This is a genomic window from Pseudodesulfovibrio senegalensis (assembly GCF_008830225.1).
In the GTDB taxonomy this organism is placed as follows: Bacteria; Desulfobacterota; Desulfovibrionia; order Desulfovibrionales; family Desulfovibrionaceae; genus Pseudodesulfovibrio; species Pseudodesulfovibrio senegalensis.
The window spans coordinates 775523-799049 of the sequence record NZ_WAIE01000001.1; the positions used below are offsets into that span (position 1 = coordinate 775523).

At 57.6% G+C, this 23527-nt stretch carries 23 protein-coding genes and 2 tRNA genes; 20 read left to right on the forward strand and 5 right to left on the reverse strand.

Annotated elements, in window-relative coordinates; genetic code table 11:
* The first annotated feature begins 11 nt into the window (after window positions 1-11).
* The 6 genes from F8A88_RS03470 to F8A88_RS15735 all read left to right on the forward strand — a co-directional run bounded on the left by F8A88_RS03470 (window position 12) and on the right by F8A88_RS15735 (window position 7153).
* Window positions 12-635: a LutC/YkgG family protein gene (locus F8A88_RS03470; protein WP_151149680.1), complete on the forward strand. Its 624-nt coding sequence runs from the start codon at window positions 12-14 to the stop codon at window positions 633-635.
* A 1-nt stretch (window position 636) separates the two neighbouring features.
* Entirely contained in the window at window positions 637-2784 is a 2148-nt protein-coding gene (gene ldhH / locus F8A88_RS03475; protein WP_151149681.1) for an L-lactate dehydrogenase (quinone) large subunit LdhH, read from the forward strand.
* Window positions 2785-2970: 186 nt separating this feature from the next.
* Window positions 2971-4581: a methyl-accepting chemotaxis protein gene (locus F8A88_RS03480; RefSeq protein WP_151149683.1), complete on the forward strand. Its 1611-nt coding sequence runs from the start codon at window positions 2971-2973 to the stop codon at window positions 4579-4581.
* 231 nt (window positions 4582-4812) lie between these two features.
* A complete protein-coding gene (locus tag F8A88_RS03485) occupies window positions 4813-5115 on the forward strand; it encodes a Dabb family protein (RefSeq protein ID WP_151149685.1) in 303 nt (100 codons plus the stop codon).
* A 92-nt stretch (window positions 5116-5207) separates the two neighbouring features.
* Entirely contained in the window at window positions 5208-5576 is a 369-nt protein-coding gene (locus tag F8A88_RS03490) for a hypothetical protein (RefSeq protein WP_151149687.1), read from the forward strand.
* Between the two features lie 383 nt (window positions 5577-5959).
* Entirely contained in the window at window positions 5960-7153 is a 1194-nt protein-coding gene (locus F8A88_RS15735; RefSeq protein WP_161598330.1) for an ATP-binding response regulator, read from the forward strand.
* Between the two features lie 10 nt (window positions 7154-7163).
* Here F8A88_RS15735 and F8A88_RS03500 read toward each other — a convergent pair whose 3' ends face one another.
* The 3 genes from F8A88_RS03500 to F8A88_RS03510 form a co-directional block, all read right to left on the reverse strand.
* Window positions 7164-8498, reverse strand: a complete 1335-nt coding sequence (locus F8A88_RS03500) for a cyclic 2,3-diphosphoglycerate synthase (RefSeq protein WP_151149688.1) — start codon at window positions 8496-8498, stop codon at window positions 7164-7166.
* A gap of 312 nt (window positions 8499-8810) precedes the next feature.
* Window positions 8811-8897 (reverse strand) — tRNA-Leu (locus F8A88_RS03505).
* 49 nt (window positions 8898-8946) lie between these two features.
* Window positions 8947-10263: a citrate synthase gene (locus F8A88_RS03510; protein ID WP_151149690.1), complete on the reverse strand. Its 1317-nt coding sequence runs from the start codon at window positions 10261-10263 to the stop codon at window positions 8947-8949.
* A gap of 357 nt (window positions 10264-10620) precedes the next feature.
* Between F8A88_RS03510 and F8A88_RS03515 the strand changes: the two genes are divergently transcribed.
* The 3 genes from F8A88_RS03515 (at window position 10621) to F8A88_RS03525 (ending at window position 12440) form a co-directional block, all read left to right on the forward strand.
* A complete protein-coding gene (locus F8A88_RS03515; protein ID WP_151150248.1) occupies window positions 10621-11580 on the forward strand; it encodes a 4Fe-4S dicluster domain-containing protein in 960 nt (319 codons plus the stop codon).
* On the forward strand, window positions 11570-12037 hold the full coding sequence (locus F8A88_RS03520; RefSeq protein ID WP_151149691.1) for a hypothetical protein: 468 nt from the start codon (window positions 11570-11572) through the stop codon (window positions 12035-12037). The genes F8A88_RS03515 and F8A88_RS03520 overlap by 11 nt, the downstream gene beginning before the upstream one ends.
* A gap of 67 nt (window positions 12038-12104) precedes the next feature.
* Entirely contained in the window at window positions 12105-12440 is a 336-nt protein-coding gene (locus F8A88_RS03525) for a tRNA-binding protein (RefSeq protein WP_151149692.1), read from the forward strand.
* A 40-nt stretch (window positions 12441-12480) separates the two neighbouring features.
* On the opposite strand, the gene F8A88_RS03530 is transcribed toward F8A88_RS03525, so the two are convergent.
* On the reverse strand, window positions 12481-14445 hold the full coding sequence (locus tag F8A88_RS03530) for a molybdopterin biosynthesis protein (protein ID WP_151150249.1): 1965 nt from the start codon (window positions 14443-14445) through the stop codon (window positions 12481-12483).
* A 13-nt stretch (window positions 14446-14458) separates the two neighbouring features.
* Window positions 14459-15658: an aminopeptidase gene (locus tag F8A88_RS03535; RefSeq protein WP_151149694.1), complete on the reverse strand. Its 1200-nt coding sequence runs from the start codon at window positions 15656-15658 to the stop codon at window positions 14459-14461.
* A gap of 310 nt (window positions 15659-15968) precedes the next feature.
* On the opposite strand from F8A88_RS03535, the gene F8A88_RS03540 reads away from it, so the two are divergent.
* From F8A88_RS03540 to pheS, 11 genes are all read left to right on the forward strand, one after another.
* On the forward strand, window positions 15969-16157 hold the full coding sequence (locus tag F8A88_RS03540) for a ferredoxin (RefSeq protein WP_151149695.1): 189 nt from the start codon (window positions 15969-15971) through the stop codon (window positions 16155-16157).
* A gap of 244 nt (window positions 16158-16401) precedes the next feature.
* Complete coding sequence (locus tag F8A88_RS03545) at window positions 16402-17223, forward strand: YkgJ family cysteine cluster protein (RefSeq protein ID WP_151149697.1); 822 nt, start codon at window positions 16402-16404, stop codon at window positions 17221-17223.
* Between the two features lie 5 nt (window positions 17224-17228).
* Window positions 17229-17579 (forward strand): hypothetical protein, encoded by a 351-nt coding sequence (locus F8A88_RS03550; protein ID WP_338325276.1) that lies wholly within the window; start codon window positions 17229-17231, stop codon window positions 17577-17579.
* 18 nt (window positions 17580-17597) lie between these two features.
* On the forward strand, window positions 17598-18218 hold the full coding sequence (locus F8A88_RS03555; RefSeq protein WP_151149700.1) for a tetratricopeptide repeat protein: 621 nt from the start codon (window positions 17598-17600) through the stop codon (window positions 18216-18218).
* A 39-nt stretch (window positions 18219-18257) separates the two neighbouring features.
* Complete coding sequence (locus F8A88_RS03560; RefSeq protein ID WP_151149701.1) at window positions 18258-18959, forward strand: DVU0298 family protein; 702 nt, start codon at window positions 18258-18260, stop codon at window positions 18957-18959.
* Between the two features lie 91 nt (window positions 18960-19050).
* A tRNA-Val gene (locus F8A88_RS03565) sits at window positions 19051-19125 on the forward strand.
* Between the two features lie 76 nt (window positions 19126-19201).
* Window positions 19202-21142, forward strand: coding sequence for a threonine--tRNA ligase (gene thrS / locus F8A88_RS03570; protein ID WP_151149703.1), 1941 nt, complete (start codon window positions 19202-19204; stop codon window positions 21140-21142).
* Entirely contained in the window at window positions 21123-21674 is a 552-nt protein-coding gene (gene infC, locus F8A88_RS03575) for a translation initiation factor IF-3 (protein WP_151149705.1), read from the forward strand. Before thrS ends, infC begins: the two co-directional genes overlap by 20 nt.
* A 68-nt stretch (window positions 21675-21742) precedes the next feature.
* Window positions 21743-21940, forward strand: coding sequence for a 50S ribosomal protein L35 (gene rpmI, locus F8A88_RS03580; protein WP_151149707.1), 198 nt, complete (start codon window positions 21743-21745; stop codon window positions 21938-21940).
* Window positions 21941-22071: 131 nt separating this feature from the next.
* Window positions 22072-22425 (forward strand): 50S ribosomal protein L20, encoded by a 354-nt coding sequence (gene rplT / locus F8A88_RS03585; RefSeq protein WP_151149708.1) that lies wholly within the window; start codon window positions 22072-22074, stop codon window positions 22423-22425.
* 2 nt (window positions 22426-22427) lie between these two features.
* A complete protein-coding gene (gene pheS / locus F8A88_RS03590; RefSeq protein ID WP_151149709.1) occupies window positions 22428-23480 on the forward strand; it encodes a phenylalanine--tRNA ligase subunit alpha in 1053 nt (350 codons plus the stop codon).
* The last annotated feature ends 47 nt before the right edge of the window (window positions 23481-23527 follow it).

The following is a 23527-nucleotide window of genomic DNA, read 5'->3' on the forward strand; positions in this document are numbered from 1 at the left end:
TGTGAGGAGCTATGACAAATCAAGAATGTGTTGCTTTGTTTACGGAGAAGGCGACAGCGGTTTCGGCCGTGGTCACCGAGATCAAGAAGCCGGTCGACGCATTGAATTACGTGGTCGAGCTTTGCGACAAGAAGGAAGCCTGCCAGTTGATGCCCGTCGGGTGTGAGCAGGCCCTCTCCGATGAGGCCGAGGCTGTCTGCGAGACCAAGCAGGGCAAGATCGTTGCCGCGCCGGGTCTTGATTCGAAAACCTTCAAGATGCTCAAGACCCGTTGTGAAAAGGCCGGTCTGGAGCTCATTGATTCCGGCATGCGCGATCATCTGGCCGGAATCGACATCGGCTTCACCGAGGTCCAGCATGGCATTGCCGAAACCGGCACGCTGGTTCTGGCCTCCAAAAAGGAAGAAGTGCGTTTGGCCACCATGGTCAGCGAGATTCATGTGGCGCTGCTGCCCAAGTCCAAGATCGTGGAAACTTCCTATGACGTTGAAAAGCATCTTCTCGACGCCATGAAGGACACTCCCGACTACCACGCCTTCATCACAGGCGCGAGCCGGACCGCCGACATCGAGCGCGTTCTTGCTCTCGGTGTCCACGGCCCCCTGGAACTTCACATCCTGCTCTTGGAGGACTAGCATGCAGAAAGCCGACAATCTCAAGGAATATCGTGAAGAGCTGCATGAGTCTCTGGATAACGACTTTCTGCGGACTTCACTCGATAATTTTGCCGTGGCCTACAGGGCCGGACGCGCCAATGCCTTCAAGGGCATGGACGTCAAGGGCCTGATTCGCAAGGTTGCGGATTCCAAGGACTACGCTGCCCAGCATCTCGATGAACTGTATGAACAGTTCAAGGAAAATGCCGAGGCCGCCGGCGTCAAGGTTCATTTCGCCAAGGACGCAGACGAAGCCAACAGTATCATCAGCCGCATCGCCCTGGATTCCAACTGCAAGAAAATCGTCAAATCCAAGTCCATGACCGCAGAGGAAACCCTGCTCAACCACGCGTTGGAAGACCATGGCCTCGAGGTCACGGAAACCGACCTTGGAGAATGGATCATCCAGCTTCGCCACGAAGGGCCGAGCCACATGGTCATGCCCGCCATTCACCTTTCCCGGTATCAGGTCAAGGACCTCTTTTCCAAGGTCACGGGCAAGGATCAGGATTCGGACATTGAAAAGCTGGTCAAGGTTGCTCGCCGCGAGCTTCGCCGCAAGTATGCCGAGGCCGACATGGGCATTTCCGGCGCCAACTTCGCTGTTGCCGAAACCGGTGGCATCGGGCTGGTGACCAACGAGGGCAACGCCCGTCTTGTGACCACGCTGCCCCGCGTGCACGTTGCGCTCATGGGTATGGACAAGCTGGTTCCGACCCTGCACGACGCCCTGCGTACCATCAAGGTGCTGCCGCGCAACGCCACCGGACAGGCCATCACTTCCTACGTGACCTGGATCACCGGTGCCAACGAATGCGCGCCCGGTCCGGACGGCAAAAAGGAAATTCATTTTGTTGTTCTGGACAACGGACGCCGCGAACTGGCCAAGGACCCGCTGTTCTCGCAGGTCCTGCGCTGTGTCCGCTGCGGAGCATGCGCCAACGTCTGCCCGGTGTACCGCCTTGTGGGCGGCCACAAGATGGGGCACATCTACATCGGCGCCATCGGTCTGATTCTGACCTATTTCTTCCATGGCAAGGAAAAGGCCAAGAACCTGGTCCAGAACTGCATCAACTGTGAAGCCTGCAAGGATATCTGCGCGGGCGGCATTGATCTGCCGCGGCTCATCAAGGAAATTCACGCACGCATTCAGGACGAGGACGGCCACCCGCTGCCCAGCCTGCTGCTCGGCAAACTGCTGCGCAACCGCCGTCTGTTCCACACGCTGTTGCGTACTGCCAAGTATGCCCAGAAGCCCATGGAAGAGGGCGAAGGCTACCTGCGCCATCTGCCCATGATGTTCAGCAACCAGAACTTCCGCGCACTGCCCACCATTGCGGAGAAACCGTTCCGCGACATGTGGAAGGACATCCGTCCCGAGGTCAAGAACCCGCAGTACCGGGTGGGCCTGTTCTCCGGTTGTGTTCAGGACTTTGTCTACCCCGAGCAGATGAAGGCCTGTGTCAAGATTCTTGGCGACAATCAGGTCGAGATGGAATTCCCGGACAAGCAGTCCTGTTGCGGCCTGCCCGTACAGATGATGGGCGAGAAAAAGGCTGCCCGGGATGTGGCCATCCAGAACCTGCGCGCCTTCCAGAAAGGCAATTACGACTATGTCGTGACCCTGTGCGCCTCCTGCGCATCGCACCTGAAGCACAGCTATCCCAAGCTGGTGGCCGGCGATCCGCAACTGGAGTCCCTGGCCATGGAATTCAGCCGCAAGGTCATCGACTACAGTTCGTTCGTCCACGACGTGCTCAGGGTCTCCGACGACGCGTTCCGCAAGAGCAACGAGTCCGCCACGTACCATGCTCCGTGCCACCTGTGCCGGGGACTGGACGTGCACGACGCGCCGCGGGATCTGATCAAGACCGCAGGTCTGGAGTATCGCGAGTGCGACGAAGAGGAAGTCTGCTGTGGATTTGGCGGAACCTTCTCCATGAAGTTCCCCGAACTTTCCAGCGAATTGCTCAGGAAGAAGCTCGACAACGTTGAAGCGACCGGTGCCGACATCCTGCTGACCGACTGCCCCGGCTGCATCATGCAGCTGCGAGGTGGACTGCGTCGTCGCGGTTCCAAGGTTCAGGTCAAGCACGTTGCCGAGGTCATGGCGGAAAACAAGAAATAACCAATCATGCATGAGGCCCGGGGGCGGTTGGACCGCAATCCCTCGAAGTGACGCCACGCTTACTCCGTACTCCGGGCCTTTTCCGGGCCTTCCGTTTTGCGGCGGAAGGCCCTTTAAAAGAATTTCACACTGTTTTGGCAATACATTTTTTCGCCTCCGGGGGGCTGGCGATGTTTGGAGGGTGGTATGAAGAATGAAGTTTCCGAATCGGCATTAGCCACTCCCGTGGTGGCGCTTGCCGTCTATCTGGGCGTGTTCGGCCTATGTGCAGCGGCAGTGTATGTGTTGCATGTGATGCAGATGGGCTGGATGCTCATGAGCGTTGCCATCGGCGCCGTCGCAGTTTTGGGTGCAGTGCTGCTGTATGTGTTTTTGGTCCGGCGGGTAAGCAGGCCTGCTGCTGCGGTGCAGGGATATCTGCACGACGTGGCCGAAGGCCGCTACTCGGTAGCGCTGGACCAGGCGTTTCCCGGCGAGTTCCTGGGCCTTGGCCACGCCGCCCGCGAACTGGTCGGTTGTTACAAGGATCGTCTCGGCTATGCCCAGGGCATTCTGGACGGATTGCCGGTTCCCACCTGTGTGGTGGATACGGACCAACGCATCACGTTCCTGAACAAGGAGTGCATGGACATGATGGATTCGGACCGCAATCCCGAAGATTATTACGGGAAAAAGATTTCGCAGATTTTTTACAAGGATGACCGTGACGCTCTGATCGGCGACTGCATGCGCAAGGACTACAAGGCGCATCACCGCCCGGCCGTGTTCCGCACGGACAAGGCGCGCGACATATCGGTTTTGGCCAATCTTTCCCCGTTGGCGGATTTGGAAGGGAAGATCATCGGCGGGTTCTGCATGTATCTGGACGTGACCGAACTCAAGGATCGCGAACAGCAGATATCCGATCAGAACCGGCAGATATCCCAAGCTGCTGAGGAAGCCGGAGACATTTCTGCCCGCCTTGCCGCGGCGGCCGAGCAATTGAGCCGCTCCGTGGTTTCGGCCCGGTCCGGCGCCGCCACCCAGCGGGACAGGACCACGGAAACAGCCACGGCAATGGAAGAGATGAACGCCACAGTGGCCGAGGTGGCCCAGCATGCCGTGGCCGCGGCCGAGAGCGCGGAACAGGCCAAGGATGAAGCCACTGAAGGTTCGGCCGTTGTCGCCGAGGTGATTTCCGCCATCGATGAAGTGGATAACCGCGCAGGCGAATTGCGTGTGTCCATGGAGTCGCTTGGCGGCAAGGCCGAGGAAATTGGCAAGGTGCTGGTCGTGATCGAAGACATTGCCGACCAGACCAACCTGCTGGCGCTCAACGCTGCCATTGAGGCGGCCCGGGCCGGTGAGGCCGGACGCGGATTTGCCGTAGTTGCGGACGAGGTCCGCAAGCTTGCGGAGAAAACCATGCAGGCCACTTCCGAGGTCGGGGTTGCCGTTGGCAGTATTCAGGACGGAGCCAGCCAAAACGTGCAGGCCACGGAAGTGGCGGTGGAATCCGTGCAAAAAAGTACGGCGCTGGCCAAACGGTCCGGCGAGGCTCTGGAGCGGATCGTGGCGGAATCCGACGCAACTGCGGATCGAGTGCGCAGCATTGCCGCAGCGGCGGAGCAGCAATCCGCGGCCAGCGAGGAGATCAATCAGGCCACGCTGGAAGTGAGCCGGATTTCGGAACAGACCGATGGGGAAATGGAAGCTGCGTCCGCAGCCGTGGAAGAGCTTTCATTGTTGGCCGAAAATCTGGTTGGGCTGATTTCCTCCATGGGCGGCGGATCTCAAAGCGACGCCGAGCAGCAATAGCCTGTGTTGCCGCAGGTTGGCACAAGCAAACGCATGTGTGCGCATGTTTCTGTCAGCGGGTGCAACAAGCGAACCCCCGGAGCTGTTTTAGACCGGTTATAGATGGCGGCTATCGGGTGACAATGCCGCAGGAGTTGTTATTTTGTATGTAAGGCGGGAAGTGTTGGTTTTCTGGCCCGCTAATTGCTTAATTGAATGGAAACGAACTGAACAACATAAGGATATACGGCAATGATCAAGCATATTGTAATGTGGAAACTCAAGGACAACGCCGAAGGCGCGGAAGCCTCTGCCAACGCTGTAAAAATGAAGGAAATGCTTGAAGGACTTCGTGGCCGGATTCCCGGTCTCGTGAATATCGAAGTCGGAATCGAAATGGTGGAGAGCGTGCCCGAGTGTGATGTTGTGCTGTACTCGGAAATCGAAACCCGGGAGGCCCTTGAGGCGTATCAGATTCACCCCGAGCATCAGGCTTGCGTGGCGTTCATCAAGAACGTGGTCAGCGAGCGCAGGGTGGTGGATTACGAAATATAGGCCGGCCGGACTGGAAAACGGTGGAACACCCGCCAGAGCCTGGCCTGAAACGCATGCCGTGACGGCGTGCGGCCATGAAAGGAGGACGTATCATGACGGTGCGATTCGACCAAAGCAGACGCAGGTTCATCTGCCGCTGGCAGGAACCGACCCAGATCACCATTGACAAAAAGACCGGAACCATCAACCGGACCCGGATGATCAGCATCAAGGTCAGCGAGACCGGAAAGCTGAACAAGAGGGATTGTTCCCGCCACGAGGGACACCCCATGTATCCGCATATCAACAGGTTCAACCGCAAGCTCAACCAGATGAACTATTTCCCTCGCAAATCGCAGGGACACAAGTGCGTGTGCTGCGGCACGGAGGAGGATGTGAGTCCTCATTACGACATTGAGAGCAAATCGGTTCTCTGGCTGTGCAGGAAGCATCAGTTCGGTTGTCCCATGTCGGATGCCTGATTCGCTGTTTTTGCGACATCACAAACAAGGCCCTATCGAAATTTTTCGATAGGGCCTTGTTCATGTGGAGGAGTTAAGGGTTGGTAGGAGGCTATGTCGTTTGTATTCATTGAAGCAAGGCGTGTGCCAGAATTTCATGCGAGTGTGATTTTTCCAATATACCAATTATTTCAAAGTGTTATTTTTTCGAGCCTTTCGGGCTGTCATGTGGGTGGTGTCGTATTTTTTCAAAAATGCACAAGAATGTGAACGAAAAGCGTTTGTTTTTGCATATTTTGTAGATTTTTCAGTGTTTAGATTTTTTGTGCAGTTCAGGACAAGGACCCTCAATTGGTATACACTACTATGAGTTGAAAAATGCAATGGTTGTGCGGGGTGGTACCATGACAGATGACAGACCTCTTTTTTCCGATGCTGATGCATCGTCCGGATTTCGCAAGAGCGAACCCTTGGCGGCGGGTTCGACATGGAAGCTCATGATTGTGGACGACCAGGAGGATGTTCATTCCATGACGCGTCTGGTGCTGGACGATTTTACTTTTGAAGGTCGCGGGCTGACGTTTTTGAGCGCTTTTTCCGGTGCGGAAGCAAGGCAGCAGATCATGGAACATCCGGACACGGCCGTGGTTCTTCTGGATGTGGTCATGGAGAGCAACCAGGCCGGGCTTGATGTGGCCCGTTTCATACGTAACGAGGCCTGCAATCAGTTGACGCGCATCATCCTCCGAACCGGGCAGCCCGGGCAGGCTCCCGAGCGTACGGTGGTTACCGAGCTGGATATCAATGATTACAAGCAGAAAACAGAGCTCACGGTGCAGAAACTGTTCACTACCGTGACAACGGCCATTCGCTCGTATCGGGATCTTCTTTTCATTGAGGAAGGACGCCGGAGCATGCACCTGTTGGCATTGTCCGTTGCGCATCAGGTTCGCAACCGTACGGTTGCCATTGCGGGGTTTGCCAATCTTTTACTCAGGAAGGCCCGGGACAAAGGTTCCGTGGACACGTACATCCGGACGATTCTGGATGAGTCCGTGCGTCTGGAAGAGATGGTGACCGCGGTCAACGACTATGCACGCATCGAGGCTCCACGACCGGAACCGCTTCGGCTCGACGAACTGTTGGAAGAGGCTCGTCAAAAAGCGGAACAGCGTGCCCGACATCTTGAAAAAGAACTTGAATGGCAGGCCGATGTGTTGCCGTTGCAGGTAATGGCGGATCCGGTCCAGTTTACCCGGTTGCTGGATGCTCTTGTGGACAACGCCATTGATTTCTGCAGGGATGGCCGGGCGGTGGTCCGTATCCACGTGTTCAGCCATGGCGAGGGGTGCGGCTTTGTGGTCGAGGATCAGGGAACCGGGATTCCCGATGACGATCTGCCACATATCTTTGATCCGTTTTTTACTCGCAAGTCCAATGGTGCCGGCATGGGACTGAGCATTGCGCGCAAGGTGGCGGAAGAGCACCAGTGGGATATCCGTGTGGACAATGCCCCGGAGGGCGGTGTCCGTGTGGAGGTGCTCATGCCTGCGCATTGCGGCGAGCCAACGCCGGCTGCGGATGTTGGGAACGCGTAATCCGGTTGGTTTATCGCCAGTGGGGTATGCGTAGGTCCAACAACTGGCAGAGATGCCGTTCCAGTGAAGGATCCCCGGCATCGGCATAGGAATAATTGGCCCGGACCATGGGCACGTCCAGTTCCATGATCCTCGATATGTTCGCCGGGGTGGCCAGCAGCACCGCGTCACAGTCGCAGGCCTCGATGCTGGCCTTCAGGTCCCCGACCTGTTCCTCGCTGTAACCCATGGCCGGAAGCACGGGACCGAGGTGCGGGTATTTTCGGTACACGTCCCTGATCAGTCCCCTGGCGCAGGAGCGCGGGTCCACCAGTTCTGCGGCACCATATTCCTTGGCGGCAACGGTTCCCGCGCCAAAGGGCATCTCTCCGTGCGTGACCGTTGGGCCGTCTTCCACCACCAGCACGCGCTTGTCGCGCACCAGTTCCGGTTGGTCTACCACGACCGGGGATTCCGCATAAATGATCTGAGCTTTGGGATTGAACCGTTTGATGTTGGTCTGAACCACGTCCACGTTGTCGGAGTCCGCGGTGTCCATCTTGTTGATGACCGCAATGTCGGCCAGCAGCATGTTGGTCTCGCCCGGGTGGTACAGACGTTCATGCCCGGGCCGGTGCGGATCGAAGACCGTTATGGCTACATCGGGCTTGAAAAAGGGCGTATCGTTGTTGCCGCCGTCCCATATAACCACGTCCGCCTCCTGTTCGGCATCACGCAGGATGGCCTCGTAGTCGATGCCTGCATACACCACGCCTCCGAGATCGATGATCGGTTCGTATTCCTCGCGTTCCTCAATGGTGCATTGATGCCGGTCCATGTCGTCATATGATGCGAACCGCTGCACCTTTTGCCGGGAGAGGTCGCCGTAGGGCATGGGATGCCGCACCACCACGGCCTGTTTGCCCTGATCGCGCAGGATTTGCAGGACCTTGCGCGAGGTTTGCGATTTGCCGCAGCCCGTACGGACCGCGCAGACCGAGATGACGGGCTTGGTGGATTCGATCATGGTGTACTGCGCACCGATGAGCAGAAAATCCGCACCCATTGATTGCACTTTGGCGGCTTTGTGCATGACGTAGGAGTGGGGCACGTCCGAATAGGAGAAGACAACGAGATCGACCTTATAATGGCTGATTACGTATGTCAGGTCGGATTCGTGGTGGATGGGGATGCCTTCCGGATAGCCTTCTCCGCACAGTTCGGACGGATAGCGGCGTCCCTCAATGCCGTCTATCTGGTTGGCCGTGAAGGCCATGACCCGGTAGCGCGGATTGTTCCGGAAGTATACGTTGAAATTGTGAAAATCCCTGCCGGCCGCGCCCATGATGATGACTTTTTCCTGCATTGCAGCCTCCGTGCCCGTATTCGGTGGTTACATGTGCCAGTTGGGAGATTGGTCTTCAATTACGATATTTGGCGGATAAATGGAAGAGGGAGACCCCCAGCAGGGTGAAGAGTTTCTGTTGTGCGTGTTGGAGTTTCGGTCGTGTGGCCGGTTTTGGCGTTGCTCAACCAACGATGGCGAGCCGGTGATGCGATTCCGTTTCGGCAAGGCAGGGCGCGTATGTGCCCTGCGGCGTGCGAACGCTCTGATGATTTTGTCCTTTCTGACAAACGAAAAAGGGTTGCAGCAGCTGTTGCAACCCTTTTGATTTCGTGGTGCCGAAGAGAAGACTCGAACTTCCACGCCCGTGAAGGCACATGGTCCTGAACCATGCGTGTCTACCAATTCCACCACTTCGGCTCGCGGATGATTCTTTTAGCCATGGCGCCTTGCTTTGGCAAGCTTTTTTTTATTTTTTGCCGCGTTCATTCATGCTTACGTAGGGACGTCTGCATTCGCCCGTGTATATCTGACGCGGACGGTGGATTTTTTCCTGTCCGGCGCTGTAGGCCTCGTACCAGTGGGCGATCCAGCCGGGCATGCGGCCGATGGCGAACATGACCGGGAACATGTCTACCGGGATGTTCAGGGCGCGCAGGATGATGCCGGAATAGAAGTCCACATTGGGGTAGAGTTTCCGGGAGACAAAGTAATCGTCTGCCATGGCTTTTTCCGCCAGTTCCATGGCCAGTTCCAGCAGGTCGTCGTCCGTACCCAGGGTTCCAAGCAGGTCTGTTGCGGCCTTGCGCAGGATGCGGGCCCGCGGGTCGAAGCTTTTGTAGACACGGTGGCCGAAGCCCATGAGCCGGAATTCCTTGTTCTTGACCCGTTCAAGATAGCTGTCGATGGTCATTTCGTTGTTGCGGATTTCATGCAGCATGCGGATGACGCCCGCGTTGGCCCCGCCATGCAGTTTGCCCCACAGGGCGCAAATGCCGGCCGATACCGATGCAAACAGGTTGGCCTGTGTGGACTGGACCATGCGTACGGTGGAACAGGAGCAGTTTTGCTCGTGGTCCGCATGCAAAAGGAAAAACAGGCTCAACGCCCGGGTTTCTTCCTTGCTGGGTTCGTAGAGGCGGTAAGGCTCCGAGAACATCATGTGCAGGAAATTCTGGCAGTAGCTGAGCGACGGGTTCGGGTACATGAAGGGCAGGCCCTGCGACTTGCGGTAAGACCATGCTGCAACGGTGCGTACCTTGCTGATGACCTTGGCCGCGGCCTGTATGAATTCTTCTTCGGTCTGGATTTCCAGCAGGTCCGGGTGGTAGCAGCCCATGGCGTTGACCACGGCGGAGAGGATGGCCATGGGATGCCCTTTGGACGGAAAACCTTCGAAATGGTGGCGCAGATCTTCATGGAGCAGTTCATTGTCCGTGAGCATCTGGCGAAATTCCTGGCGTTCCTCATGGTTTGGCAGCTTGCCGAATATGAGCAGCCATGCTGTTTCGATGAACGAGCCGTGCTTGTCGGCGATTTCCTCGATGGGATAGCCCCGGTAGTGCAGGGCACCTTCCTCGCCGTTGACATATGTTATGGCGCTGGAGCACGAACCGGTGTTAGCATATCCTGGATCATAGGTGATGTGGCCGGTTTCGTTGCGGAGTTTGGTGATGTCGATGGCGTGTTCGTTTTCGGTACCCACCATTACCGGCAGTTCATAGGTGGTTCCGTCGAGGATCAGGTAGGCGGTTTTGGTTGTGGCGTCGGCCTGTTTTTTCAGCATGAAGAGTCCTCATTGGTAAACGGTTGCGGACGCAGTACGTCCGGGGGCGCGAATGAATGCCGCTATGGGATGTAGGTTCGGCCCAAAAGGATGAAGTGAACCGCATTGCGTGCCCGGAAAGGGGCATCTGCAAATGGATAAGTCTGGTGTGTGATGCTTGAGAATATATACTCGGATGAGGATTGATTGTCCAGTCAAAAACGTCTGTCCTTGACGTTTTTGTGAAAATATCAACCGTTTCCGGGCGCTTGTCAGCCGAATAATATTCGGTGTGTGGTCAGGGTCAGGACATGGACGGCATGAATGTGTATCGTGACAGTGTGGTCGAGTGAACCATTACAAGCAGGATGAATGGGTATGACTGAACATGTGAGCCGAAGAGGGTTCCTCAAGGTATTGGGGCTTGGTGGCGCAGGACTTTTTCTGCCCGGTACGGTGGAGGCGGCGCAACGTGGCGAGGAGCTTGCCACTCTGCTGGATATTTCGAGGTGTGTCGGGTGCGGCGAATGTGTGTATGCCTGCCGCGAATCCAACGGCCACAAGTATCCCCGGCCGGAAAAGCCGTTTCCGCCCATGTACCCAAAGCGGGTCAAGGTGTCGGACTGGTCTGACCGGCAGGACGTGGACGATCGGCTGACCCCGTACAACTGGCTGTTTATCCAGAACGCGGAAGTGGAACACGAGGGCGAGGTGCATGACCTGAACATTCCCCGCCGCTGCATGCATTGCCAGAATCCTCCCTGCGCCAACCTGTGCCCGTGGGGCGCATGTTCCCGAGAAGAGAACGGCATCGTGCGTATCAACGACGACATCTGTCTTGGCGGCTCCAAGTGCAAGAGCGTCTGCCCGTGGGACATTCCGCAACGCCAGACCGGGGTCGGGTTGTACAAGAAGCTTTTGCCGCGTTTTGCAGGCAACGGCGTCATGTACAAGTGCGACCGCTGTTTCGAGCGCGTGGCCCAGGGCGAGCTCCCTGCGTGCATCGAAGTTTGTCCGGAAGGCGTCCAGACCATCGGCCCGAGGGACGCCATCGTGAAAAAGGCCCATGAGCTGGCTGAATCCATGAACGGGTTCATTTACGGCGAGCATGAAAACGGCGGGACCAATACCCTGTATGTGTCTCCGGTTCCCTTCGACAAACTGGACAAGGCCGTGGAAAAGGGACCGGGAAGGCCCGGTCTGGAACTGGTGCCGGACATGATGAACGATGAGGAAAATCTGGCCATGGCCGCTGTGCTGGCACCGGTGGCCGGTCTTGCGGCCGGTGTTCTGGGGCTGGGCGCGGCGTTGACCAAGGAGGATGACGATGCAGAATAAGACTCCGGTTTCCGCATGGTTCACGCGCGTCTTTGTTGTCTGCGCTTCGTTGCTGGCCGTTTCCGGGCTGGCCCAGATGCCCATATTCAAGCGCTACTATGTGGCGGACATTCCGGGGTTGGGCTGGCTTGCGGATTTCTATTTCACGCACAAGATGCATTACGTGCTGGCGGCCCTGCTGTTGGCTCTGTTGGCACAGGTGCTTGTGCTCTGGTTCACTCGTTGGCGGCATGTCCTGCGGATGACTCCGGGCGGGGTTGTGCGGGCCGGACTGCTGGCCGGGATCGTGCTGACCGGCATAATGCGCATGATCAAGAACCAGCCGGGCATGTCGTTTTCGCCGGAGTTGACCATGGTGGTGGATTGGACCCATCTCGGGCTGGTCTTGTTGCTGGGCATGGTGTCGCTGGCCTTGGCATTGCTGCGGCGGCGGGCCTATACCGTGTATCGGAAATGACGGGATGCATGATTGCGCACCGGGCATAAATGTGCTGGACTGCCTGTTTCAATGGCAAGGAGAAAACATGCAGACCATAGAGTGGAGCGATTTCGAGAAGGTGGAGTTGCGCACCGGCACTATTGTGCGTGTCGAGGAGTTTCCCGAAGCCCGCAAACCGGCCTACAAGTTGTGGGTCGATTTCGGCGAGGAGATCGGGGTGCTCAAGTCCAGCGCACAGATAACCGATTTGTATTCTTTTGAAGAGTTGCAAGGCAAACAGGTCGTGGGCGTGGTCAACTTTCCGCCGCGCCAGATCGGCCCGGTGCGTTCGCAATGCCTTGTGACCGGCTTTGCGGACAAGGGCGGCGTGGTGCTGGCCGTGCCGGACCGCGCGGTCCCCAACGGACTCAAGTTGTGCTGAGTTTTACAACAGGGAAGGGCCGCAGACGCGGCCCTTTTTTTTAGTTTTTGGGTTGCAGTCCGTCGCCGGGCTGCATGATGCGGCCGGTGAGCGTCGTTTCATAGCCGCCCAGCTCCTTGATGCGGTCCTGGGTGGCATCCATGCCGATGCATTCCCGCAGGGCCGCAATGCGCGGGTCATCCATGAATCGGGTCGGAATGACCAGATCATAGCGTTCCCGCGCCAGCGGAACAAAGTCCAGCCCCAGCGCCGTGGCCGCGGCCCGGATGCCAAGGCCGCAGTCCGCGGCTCCGGTGCGCACGTTGACCGCCACGGCCATGTGCGTGAATTCCTCCTGATCATAGCCACGTACCGTGCGTGGATTGATTGTGGCCTCGGTCAGGTGATGGTCCAGCAGAATGCGCGTTCCCGCACCGCGCTGGCGGTTGATGAAACGCACGTCTTCGCGGGCAAGGTCCGCAACGGACCGGATACCTTTGGGGTTTCCAGGAGCGACCATGAGGCCCTGATGCCGTATGGCCAGATTGACCACGGTCAGGTCCATGTTCTTGAGATACCGGGTGATGAACGGGAAATTGAAGTCGCCGGATTCAGGATCGAACAGGTGGCAGCCCGCAAACAGGGCCGATTCTGCCTTGAGCGCGTTCAGCCCGCCCATGCTGCCCACATGCCCGGAAACCAGCCGCACCGGACACGGACGCCCCATGAGTTCGTTGGCCAGCAGGTCCAGCGTGTTGTCGTGGCTGCCCACGTGCATGAGCACGGAGTCCAGTTGCCGGGGATGGGTCAAGAGCCGTGCGCGCACGGTTTCGCCCTGGTCGATGCCCTCGCGGTCCGCGGGAATCACGGTCGTTGCCTGTGCCTTGATCATGGACGTCAGCAGCCCGGCGCCGCGTCCGAGCGGAGTCGCCACGATCCGTTCCCCGACGCGGCCCACGGCCAGCCGGAGCATTTCGGCCATGCCCGGACGCGACGGCACCTTGGTGGTCAGGGTCACATCCACTTCATGGGCGGCAGGAACCGGCTTGCGGGCCAGCCATGCGGCCAGCGGGGCGATCAGTTCGTCAAAGCAGACCACGGCGCTGACCGGGTAGCCCGGTGCGCCAACCAACAATCTGCCTGGATGGCCGGAGCGTTCGTCCGTGACCGCCAGCAGGGACGGCTTGCCCGGCATCACGGCTATGCCGTGAACCAGCACCTGTCCCAGTTCCTCGAATACGGGCCGCGTGAAATCCTTGCTGCCTGCCGAGGAACCCGCGCCTACCACGACCACGTGGCTGCCGCTGTCCAGAGCCTTTCGCACCGCATCGGTCAGCGCGTCCTTGCGGTCGGGGATCGTGGGCACGCTCTCGGCGTCCATGCCCATTCCGCGTGCGGAGGCCAGAAAGACCTGTGAATTGGATTCGATGACCTGACCCGGCTTTGGGGCAGGGCGGTCGCGGAAGTCCAGCACCTCGTCCCCGGTGGGGATGAACGTGGTCCGCACGTTTTCGTGCACCTCGACTTCGAATATGCCGGCGGAAAGCAGCGCGCCCACGTCATAGGGGGAAAGCTCGGTGTTCTGCGGGATGAGCAGTTCCGTGGCCACGATGTCTTCGCCGATGCGGCGCACGTGTTGCCACGGTGCGGCAGGCGCGTCGATGCTCACCGTGTCTGCGTCCTGCTCCACCACGTTCTCGACCATGATGACCGTATTGAATCCTTGCGGAAGCGGATTGCCCGTATTTACCGGGAGGTAATCCTTTTCCCTGCAAAGCGTCAGGGGCTGGTCTTCGCGGGCCGCAAAAGTATCCTGTGCCCGCACGGCAATGCCGTCCATGGCCGCGGCGTGAAACGTGGGTGACGAGCAACGGGCAAAGACCGGTGCCGCCGTGACCCGGCCGCACGCCTGCTGGCTCGGTACGGTTTCGGTGTGCATGAGCCGGTCGCGGTCAATGGCCTGCATGGCGGCCTGCACCGCTTGGTCCGGAGGGACTGTCTTGAGGTATATATTCCTTGTATTCATGGTGGTTGCCGGATTATTGCTGGAATTCTCCATTTTCATATATCAGTACGGTGCTGCCGTCCTTCAGGGTCGCGGTCACGGTCTTGGGTTCGGTATTCACCAGATCCCAGTGCAGGGCCGAGTCATTGAATCCCAGTTCCTGTTTTTTGGCTTCATCCAATGCGTTTTGGTCCCCGGCATAGGTGTCGGCATAGGAGGCGCCCACGGCCACGTGGCAGTTGCCGTATTCGCCGCCGAAGTTTTCATCGAACAGGGTGTTGGCCATGAAACGGTCGATTTGCGAAAAGCGCCGGTCCGTAAGGGAAAATTCCCCGAGGCGGCAGGCGCCTTCGTCCATGGCCAGTTGCTTGCGCACGAATTCGGCTCCTTCCTTGGCGTCGGATTCGACCACCTTGCCGTTTTCGAATTGCAGGCGCACGCCTTCCACGTAGTTGCCGGAGCGGAAGGATGGCTGGTCCGCGTAGTAGGTTCCGGTGGTGCCGCGCCAGTCCGGGGAGAGGAAAATCTCGAAGCTGGGGATGTTGTGGCCGGAAACGCCGAGCCAGCGGCGGTCCTTGCCCGGGGTCACGGTCAGGTCCATGCTCTCGGAAGTGAGGTGCAGGGTCTCGACGTCCAGCCCGTTGAGCCAGCTTTTGACTTTTTCGGCCTCGTTGAAAATGGACACCCAGCGTTCAAAGGGCTTGTCTTCGTTCAAGAAGCAGGCCTTGACCACCTGTTGTTTGAATTCCTCGATGCTCATGCCCGCGGCTTCTGCGTATGCCTTGGTGGGGTATACGCACAGGGTCCAGCCGAAGTCGCCGGAGATTTCGCGTTTTTCCATGATGTCTCGCAGGAATTTGCGGGCCACGGCGGCCTGTCCGATGCGCGCCGGGTTGACCTCCTTGAGGTGGGTGAGGGAGGAAGGCGCAATGAGCGAGATCAGGCCGTTGAGGTTCTGCATGAGTTCTTCGTCGCCCGGGGCGACCACGGTGAGCTGGTCGTCGTTTGCCTTGCCATAAAAGCCTTTTTCCATGGTGGTGCTCATGTTCAACCGCATGACCGGGTTGATCTTTTTCTCCAGCAGGAGTTCGAACACTGCTTCGGCAAGGGGCAGTGCTTCAAGGTCGAAGCGAACCAGAACGAAGTCACCGGGTTCAAAGGATTTCGTGCGGGCGGTTTCCAGCCCCCACCAAAGAGTTTCCGCATACTTTTTCAATTCTTCGTTGCTGAACATATGATTGTGATTCCTGCGTTTTGGGTTGTGTGTGAAATCATTGAGTACAGGAATGTAATCGACATGGCCGCGGAGCACAACCGCACCATGTCCGGGGCGTTTTTTTACGGTAGTGGTTGTCTGGCGCAATCCTGTCTTGACACGCTCATTTCATGAAGATATCAGCAGTCGAAGCCCGGCTCTGCCGGGTCCCTGGTAATGTCTTGATTGTTGTTGCGCTGTCTGGCGGGTGATGCTACATCCTGCCAAGCAGCTTACCGGACCGGAAGTCCCGGGATTCGGTGAAAATAAAACAAATCTGGAGGATACAATGGGCTACACAATCACCATTGATGTTGAAAAGTGTGTGGGCGACGGCGAATGTGTTGATGTTTGTCCCGTCGAAGTTTACGAACTGCAGGACGGCAAGGCTGTTGCCGTGAACGAAGACGAATGTCTCGGTTGTGAATCCTGCGTTGAAGTTTGTGAGCAGGATGCCATCGAAATCGAAGAGAACTAGTTTCGATATTCCATGCATGTCCGGAAGTGGTAAACCCGCTTCCGGACATTTTTCATTACCCTGTCGATTCCGTTTCGAATCAGGCCAGTTGTCCGCCCCGTCAGGGCGGTTTTTTTTAGATGCCTGCAGACACCGTGTTCGAAATTGTTTTTCGGGTTGACGAACGGTAATGGGGACTTATCTATTGGGGCATCGCGGGTGGCTGGTGGAGGCGTAAAGTCCCGGGACGTTCAAGGAGCAAATAATGGCATTGGATTTTACTGAATATTTCAAAAAATATGAAGAACTTGTTGCAGAGGTGGATAATCTTTTCGCCCGGTTCGAGAAGGATTTTCCCGACAAGGTGAAATGTGAAAAGGGTTGTTGCGACTGCTGTTACGCGCTGTTTGACCTTTCGCTGGTCGAATCGCTGTATATCAACCATCATTTCACCAAGACATTCAGCGGCATGGGCCGTACCGGCATCATGGACGCCTCGGACAAGTACGACAGGCAGGTTTTCAAGCTCAAGCGCAAGCTGTTCAAATCCAGCCAGAAGGGGCTTACTCCGCAGGAAGTCATGGAGGAAGTGGCCCGAACACGAATTCGCTGCCCCTTGTTGGGCGAAGGCGATCTGTGCGTCATGTACGACAAACGTCCGCTGACCTGTCGCCTGTACGGTGTGCCCACGGCCATTGCCGGCCAGGGACACACCTGTGCCAAGTCCGGCTTTGTGGCCGGGGAGAAATATCCCACGGTGCAGATGGACGCACTGCATGACCGCCTGCTGGCCATCAGCCAGGAGATCGCGGACAGCATCAGCACCCGCTATGCCCAGTTGGGCGATATGCTCATGCCCGTGTCCACAGCCCTCATGACCGAGTTTTCGGATTCGTTTCTGGGTGTGCGGACCGGAACACCCAAGCAGGCGCCGCAGGCCGAACAGCCCGAGTCTGTTGCCCCGGCTTCTTCGGCCCCGGCTTCCGAGGCGTGCGCATCATGCACCGAAGACAAGTCCAAGTGCCAGACCTGCTCCGAAAATTCGTTCAGCGTCGTTCTGGGCGGCAAGGGCGACGGCAAGGAATAATGGTCATGGAAGACAAGCTGACGTTCACGCAGATGGAAGAACAGAAACGGGTTATCTATGAAAAGATGAATCCGCGCAGGCGAAAGTTCGTGGACCGCATGGGGTACGACAAGTGGGACCCGTTCGCCAAGCCGTTCGACCCCATTGATATTCGTACCGATGCCACCGGGCATACCGCTCACGAGTTGACCCGCCTGTTCATGAAGAGCATGGAAGCCCAGCCTAATGACGAGTATCTTGAAGCGGTCAATGAATTCAACGTCATGCTGGTCATGAATTTTGAAAAGGTGAGGCCCCTGTACGAGTATTGCCTGTGGTATCAGAAGCTGTGCAGGGAACGGGGCGTGGAGCCTTAACCAAACAAGGGATTTGACATGGAACAATTTGACAACATCGAAGACTATATCGCCGACCTCAAGCAGAAGCTCGACAAGAGCCCGACGTGTGCAAACACCATGTACAACCTGGGTGTGGCGTACCTTTCCAAGCGGGAATTCATGGATGCCGAGCGCTATTTCCTCGACGCCGTGGCCAATTCCCCGAGCATGGCCGAGGCTTACGTGCAGCTGGGCGGGATCGCCATGCAGCGCGAAGATCTTGAGGGCTGCCTGAACTACAATGTGCAGGCATCCAAGGCCCGCCCGTTCTTTGCGGTGCCCTGGGGCAACATCGGCTTTGTCCAGTTGCAGCTGGGCGAGACCGAAAAGGCCCTGCAGAGCCTGAAACGCGCTATCAAGTACGACCCCAATTTCGCGCAGGCCCTGGCCACCATGGGCAGTGCGTATATTGCGATTGGCGACTACGAAGAAGCCGAAAAGGTGTTGCAGAAGGCCGTGGACCTGCAGCCCATGTTCGGCCCGGCCTGGAATAATCTGGCCATTGTCGCTGCAAACAAGGAAGATTGGTCCAAGGCCGCGGAATTTGCTGCCAAGGCCAAGGAGTCCCGTTTCGACGTGCCGGAAGATTTTCTCAAGGAAATCGAAGCCAACACGTAGCGGTCGCCGGACCGTTTCTTTCCGGCGAAAGGAGGCGTCATGTCTCGATTCCGCAGGACCAAGAAGGATGTTCGTGTCATTCTGGCCGCATCTGATTGGCGGCAACGCCTTGCCGAGCTGGAGCAATGGGAGCCGGGCAGCCTCGTTGCCCCGTTGTTTTCCCTTCGGCTGGACGCGGACGAAGATGTCCGTTGGCGAACCGTCGTGGCCTTCGGCCTTGTGGCCGGGCGCATTGCCGAAGCCAATATGGAAAAGGCCCGTGTGCTCATGCGTACGTTCATGTGGCACATGAACGAGGAGTCTGGAAATCTGGGCTGGGGTATCCCCGAGGCCATGGCCGAAGCCATGGTCAACAATGCCCGGATTGCGGATGAGTTCTCGTCCATTCTCGCGTCGTATATTTATTGTGACAGTGAATGCGACGGAAACTATCTCGATCATCCCGACCTCAGGCGCGGCGTGTTCTGGGGGCTGGGAAGACTGGCCTCGGTCCGGCCTGAGCTGGTGGCTCCGTCCGTCCGGTTTCTGAGAGCCGGGCTCGAGGATGAAGACGCCCACAACCGCGGCCTGGCCGCGCGGGCACTGGGGATCCTCCGGGATGAAGAGGCCGCGGAGCCGCTGCAGTCCCTGTTGCAGGATGCCTCATCCGTGCGCGTATTTCAGGATGATGCGATGCGGGAGACCACGGTGGCTGTTATGGCCCGGGAGGCCATGGACGCCATTGGCGTGGCCCCGGAATAAAAAAAACTGAAAAAAGTGATGCGAAGCCGCTTGACAACGTGGCGAGGTCAATATAGAAATTCGTCCTCGTCGCGGCAATGCGGCGAACTGAAGGCGCGTAGCTCAGGGGGAGAGCACTTGCTTGACACGCAAGGGGTCAGCAGTTCAAATCTGCTCGTGCCTACCAGATAATCCCCGGAAGGGAGGCCCAGGGGCCTCCCTTCTTTTGCTTTGAACCCAAACGCCTCGCAGGAGATGTCGCCATGCAGATAGAAGTGGCTGGTAAGCGGGTTGATGTTGAAGACGGTTCGCCGTGTGGCGACGTCCTCAAAGAAGGGCTGTCCAAGAAGCAGTTCAAGAAGGTCGTGGTCGCCAAATGTGGCGAGACCATGCTCGACCTTACCGCGCCCGTGCCCACTACCTGCGAGACTCTGGAGCCGATCTTCGCCGATTCGCCCGAGGGTCTCGACATCATTCGTCACTCCACGGCGCACCTCATGGCCGAGGCGGTCAAGAAGCTGTTTCCGTCCGCCAAGGTTACCATCGGCCCGTCCGTTGAAAACGGCTTCTATTACGATTTTGATTTCGAGCGTCCGTTCACGCCCGAGGACCTGGAGGCCATTGAAAAGGAAATGGCCAGCTCCGTTGGCGCGGACAAGCCGTTTTCCTGCCGCACCATGAGCGCGGACGAGGCCCGTTCGTTTTTTGTGGAGCAGGGCGAGGACTACAAGCTGGAACTCATCGACGACCTCGGTGAGGACAAATATTCCATATATACGCACGGCGATTTCGCGGACCTGTGCCGCGGACCCCATGTTGCGCGCACGGGGATGCTCAAGGCCTTCAAGCTGTTGAGCGTGGCCGGTGCCTATTGGCGCGGCGACGAGAACAACAAGCAGTTGCAGCGTATCTACGGCACGGCATGGCAGGACCCCAAGGCGCTCAAGAAGCATCTGCACCAGCTTGAGGAAGCCAAGAAACGCGACCATCGCAAGCTGGGGACCCAGCTCGACCTGTTCAGCTTTCAGGAAGCGGGCGGGGCGGGCATGGCCTACTGGCATCCCAAGGGCGCGCTGGTTCGTACCATCCTTGAGGATTTCGTGACCAAGGAACAGCTCAAGCGCGGTTATGAACTTGTGCGCGGACCGCAGATTCTCAAGCGCGACCTTTGGGAAACGTCCGGTCATTACGAGAACTATCGCGAAAACATGTATTTCACGGAAATTGATGAGCAGGCCTACGGGGTCAAGCCCATGAACTGTCTGGCCCATATGCTCATCTACAACCGCAAGCTCATGAGCTATCGCGACCTGCCCCAGCGTTATTTCGAGTTGGGCGTTGTGCACCGTCACGAGAAGTCCGGCGTTCTGCACGGCCTGCTCAGGGTCCGCAGCTTTACGCAGGACGACGCTCACATCATCTGCAGCCCGGACCAGCTGCAGGAAGAGATCAAGGGCGTGGTCAAGTGGGTGCAGGATCTCATGGGCCTTTTCGATTTTACGTATTCCATGGAGCTGTCCACGCGTCCGGAAAAGTCCATCGGTTCTGACGAGGACTGGGACCGTGCCACAGTGGCCCTTGAGGAAGCCATGAAGGATTTGGGGCTTCCGTATGACATCAATGAGGGCGATGGTGCCTTCTACGGCCCCAAGATTGACGTCAAAGTGCGTGACTGCCTTGGTCGCGAATGGCAATGTTCCACAATTCAGGTGGATTTCACCTTGCCTGATCGCTTTGATTTGAGTTACATCGGCGACGATGGTGAACGTCACCGCCCCGTCATGGTGCATCGCGCCATAATGGGATCGGTGGAACGTTTCCTTGGTATTTTGATAGAGCATTATGCCGGAGCCTTCCCTGTTTGGTTCGCTCCGGTTCAGGCCAAGATCCTGACAGTTACCGACTCTCAGCGGGAATTTGCTGAAAAAGTCTTGCAATTTTTCCGTGAAAAAGGCATCCGCGTCGAAGCGGACCTTCGAAATGAGAAGCTCGGATACAAAGTTCGGGAGGCCCAGGTTGAGAAGATCCCCTACATGCTGGTGATCGGAGACAAGGAAGTTGAGGCTGGAAGCGTCAACGTCCGGAGCAGAGACGGGGAAGATCCTGGGTTGCTGTCGCTGGAGGAGGCGGTCGAGATGGTTTCGGCCGCGGCACGGGAACCTTTCAAACGCGGAGGAATGAGCTATAGCTTTTCGACGACATGACCGCTCCCGCGGACGGCGGGATGACGGCGTTCGACGCAACGAACGGATCAGAGTTCCTAAGGTAAGGGTTGTTGACGACAACGGTGAACAGTTGGGCGTTCTGGACACTCGCGAAGCTTTTCGTATTGCCCAGGAAAAAGGCCTTGACCTTGTCGAGGTCGCTGCCAATGCCGATCCGCCCGTTTGCAAGATCATGGATTACGGCAAGTTCAAGTATCAGCAGAAAAAGCGCCAGCAAGAGGCGAAAAAGAACCAAACCGTAATTCAGATCAAGGAAGTCAAGTTCCGTCCCAAGACGGACGATCATGACTACCAAACGAAGCTCAAGCATATTTACAGGTTCCTTGAGGGCGGAGACCGCTGCAAGGTTACTGTATTTTTCCGCGGACGGGAGATCGTGCACAAGGACCGTGGGCTCATGGTTCTTGAACGAGTTCAGGAAGATACAAAGGAAATCGCCAAGGTAGAGAGCAGGCCCACGAGTGAGGGACGCACCATGACCATGATGCTTTCCCCGGTCAAGAAGGCCTGAGTCAATCGCCCGGAGCGGTTTGCGAATATTTTTCCGGCCTAGCCGGATAGAATCCCTAGGAGGACTTCATGCCCAAGATTAAGACGAGAAGGTGTGCCGCAAAGCGTTTTGCGACCACCGGAAGCGGCAAATTCAAGCGCCGCAGGAAAAACCTCAGGCATATCCTGACCAAGAAGAATGCCAAGAGAAAGCGTCGTCTGGGCCAGGCAACAACCGTGGACAAGACCAACGAAAAGGCTGTCCGCCGGATGCTGCCGTACGCCTAGCACGTGTCTGACCCGGGCGGGTTTTTGTCCGTCCGTTTCGACATGGCGCTGAGTTTCAAACCTTTTAACCCCATTCCGCCCTGCCGGGAGCTTCGGCCCATCCGGAGGGTAGTAAGCGATGGAGGTATGACATGAGAGTCAAACGTGGAGTGACCGCCCGCAGGCGTCACAAAAAGTATCTGAAGCTTGCCAAAGGCTATCGTGGAGCAGGCAGCCGACTTTACCGCACCGCTCGTGAGCGTGTGGAAAAGGCCTTGTGCAAAGCCTACCGCGACCGCAAACGCAAGAAACGCGAGTTCCGTAAGCTGTGGATCATGCGCATCAACGCCGCTGCTCGTATACACGGCCTTTCCTACAGCCGCTTCATGAACGGTCTTTCCAAGGCCGGCATCGAACTGAACCGCAAAGTCCTGGCTGACATGGCCGTCCGCGACAAGGACGCGTTCGCCAAGATCGCCGAGGCTGCCAAAGTACAGGTTGGCTAACCGTGAGTGACGAACTCAAGACCTTCCTGGAAGGTCTCGACAGCCTGGCCCGTGAGTGCGAAGCATGCAAGGGCCAGGCTGCTTCATTGAATGAACTTGAGGAAATCCGGGTCGAGTATCTGGGCCGCAAGGGCAAGCTCGCCAAGAGCATGGGCGCCCTTGGCAAGATGCCCAACGAGCATAAGCCCGAGGCTGGCCGAAAGGCCAACGAGGTCAAGCAGTTTCTGACCTCGCTCATCGACGGGTGGCAGGCTGAATTGGTCCGCGCCCAGGATGAGGCCCGGTTGAGCCGTTTCGATCCTTCCATGCCTGGTCGCAAGCCGTGGGCCGGATCGTTGCATCCCGTGACGCTGGTCATGGATGAAATCAGCGAGATTCTGGTGGGACTCGGTTTCGAGCATGCCACCGGTCCGGAAGTTGAAAACGACTGGCACAACTTCGAAGCCCTGAACATTCCGCCCGAGCATCCCGCGCGGGATATGCAGGATACCCTGTATGTTTCCGAAAACATCGTGTTGCGTACTCACACCTCCCCGGTGCAGGTCCGCAGCATGCTGGGCAAGAAGCCGCCCCTGGCGGTCATTTGTCCGGGCAAGGTTTACCGCCGCGACTCCGACCTGACGCACACGCCCATGTTTCATCAGATCGAAGGCCTGCTTGTGGACCATGAGGTTTCCATGAGCGATCTTCGTGGAACCCTGACCGCGTTTGTGCGCCAGCTGTTTGGTAAGAAGACCGAGGTGCGTTTCCGTCCGAGCTTCTTCCCCTTTACCGAGCCGAGTGCAGAGGTGGACATCTCCTGCGTCATGTGCGGCGGCAAGGGCCACAAGGACGGCAGCACCTGTCGCGTGTGCAAGGGAACCGGCTGGGTCGAGATCCTCGGCTGCGGCATGGTTGATCCCAATGTATTCAAGTCCGTTGGATATGATCCCGAGGTCTACACCGGGTTCGCCTTCGGGCTGGGCGTCGAGCGGGTGGCCATGCTCAAGTACGGCATCGGCGACCTGCGCATGTTCTTCGAAAACGACGTTCGTTTCCTCGAACAGTTCGCCTAGATTTTTCGTGCAGGCCGGAGGCTCCTTTTTTGCGGGGCCTCCGGCTT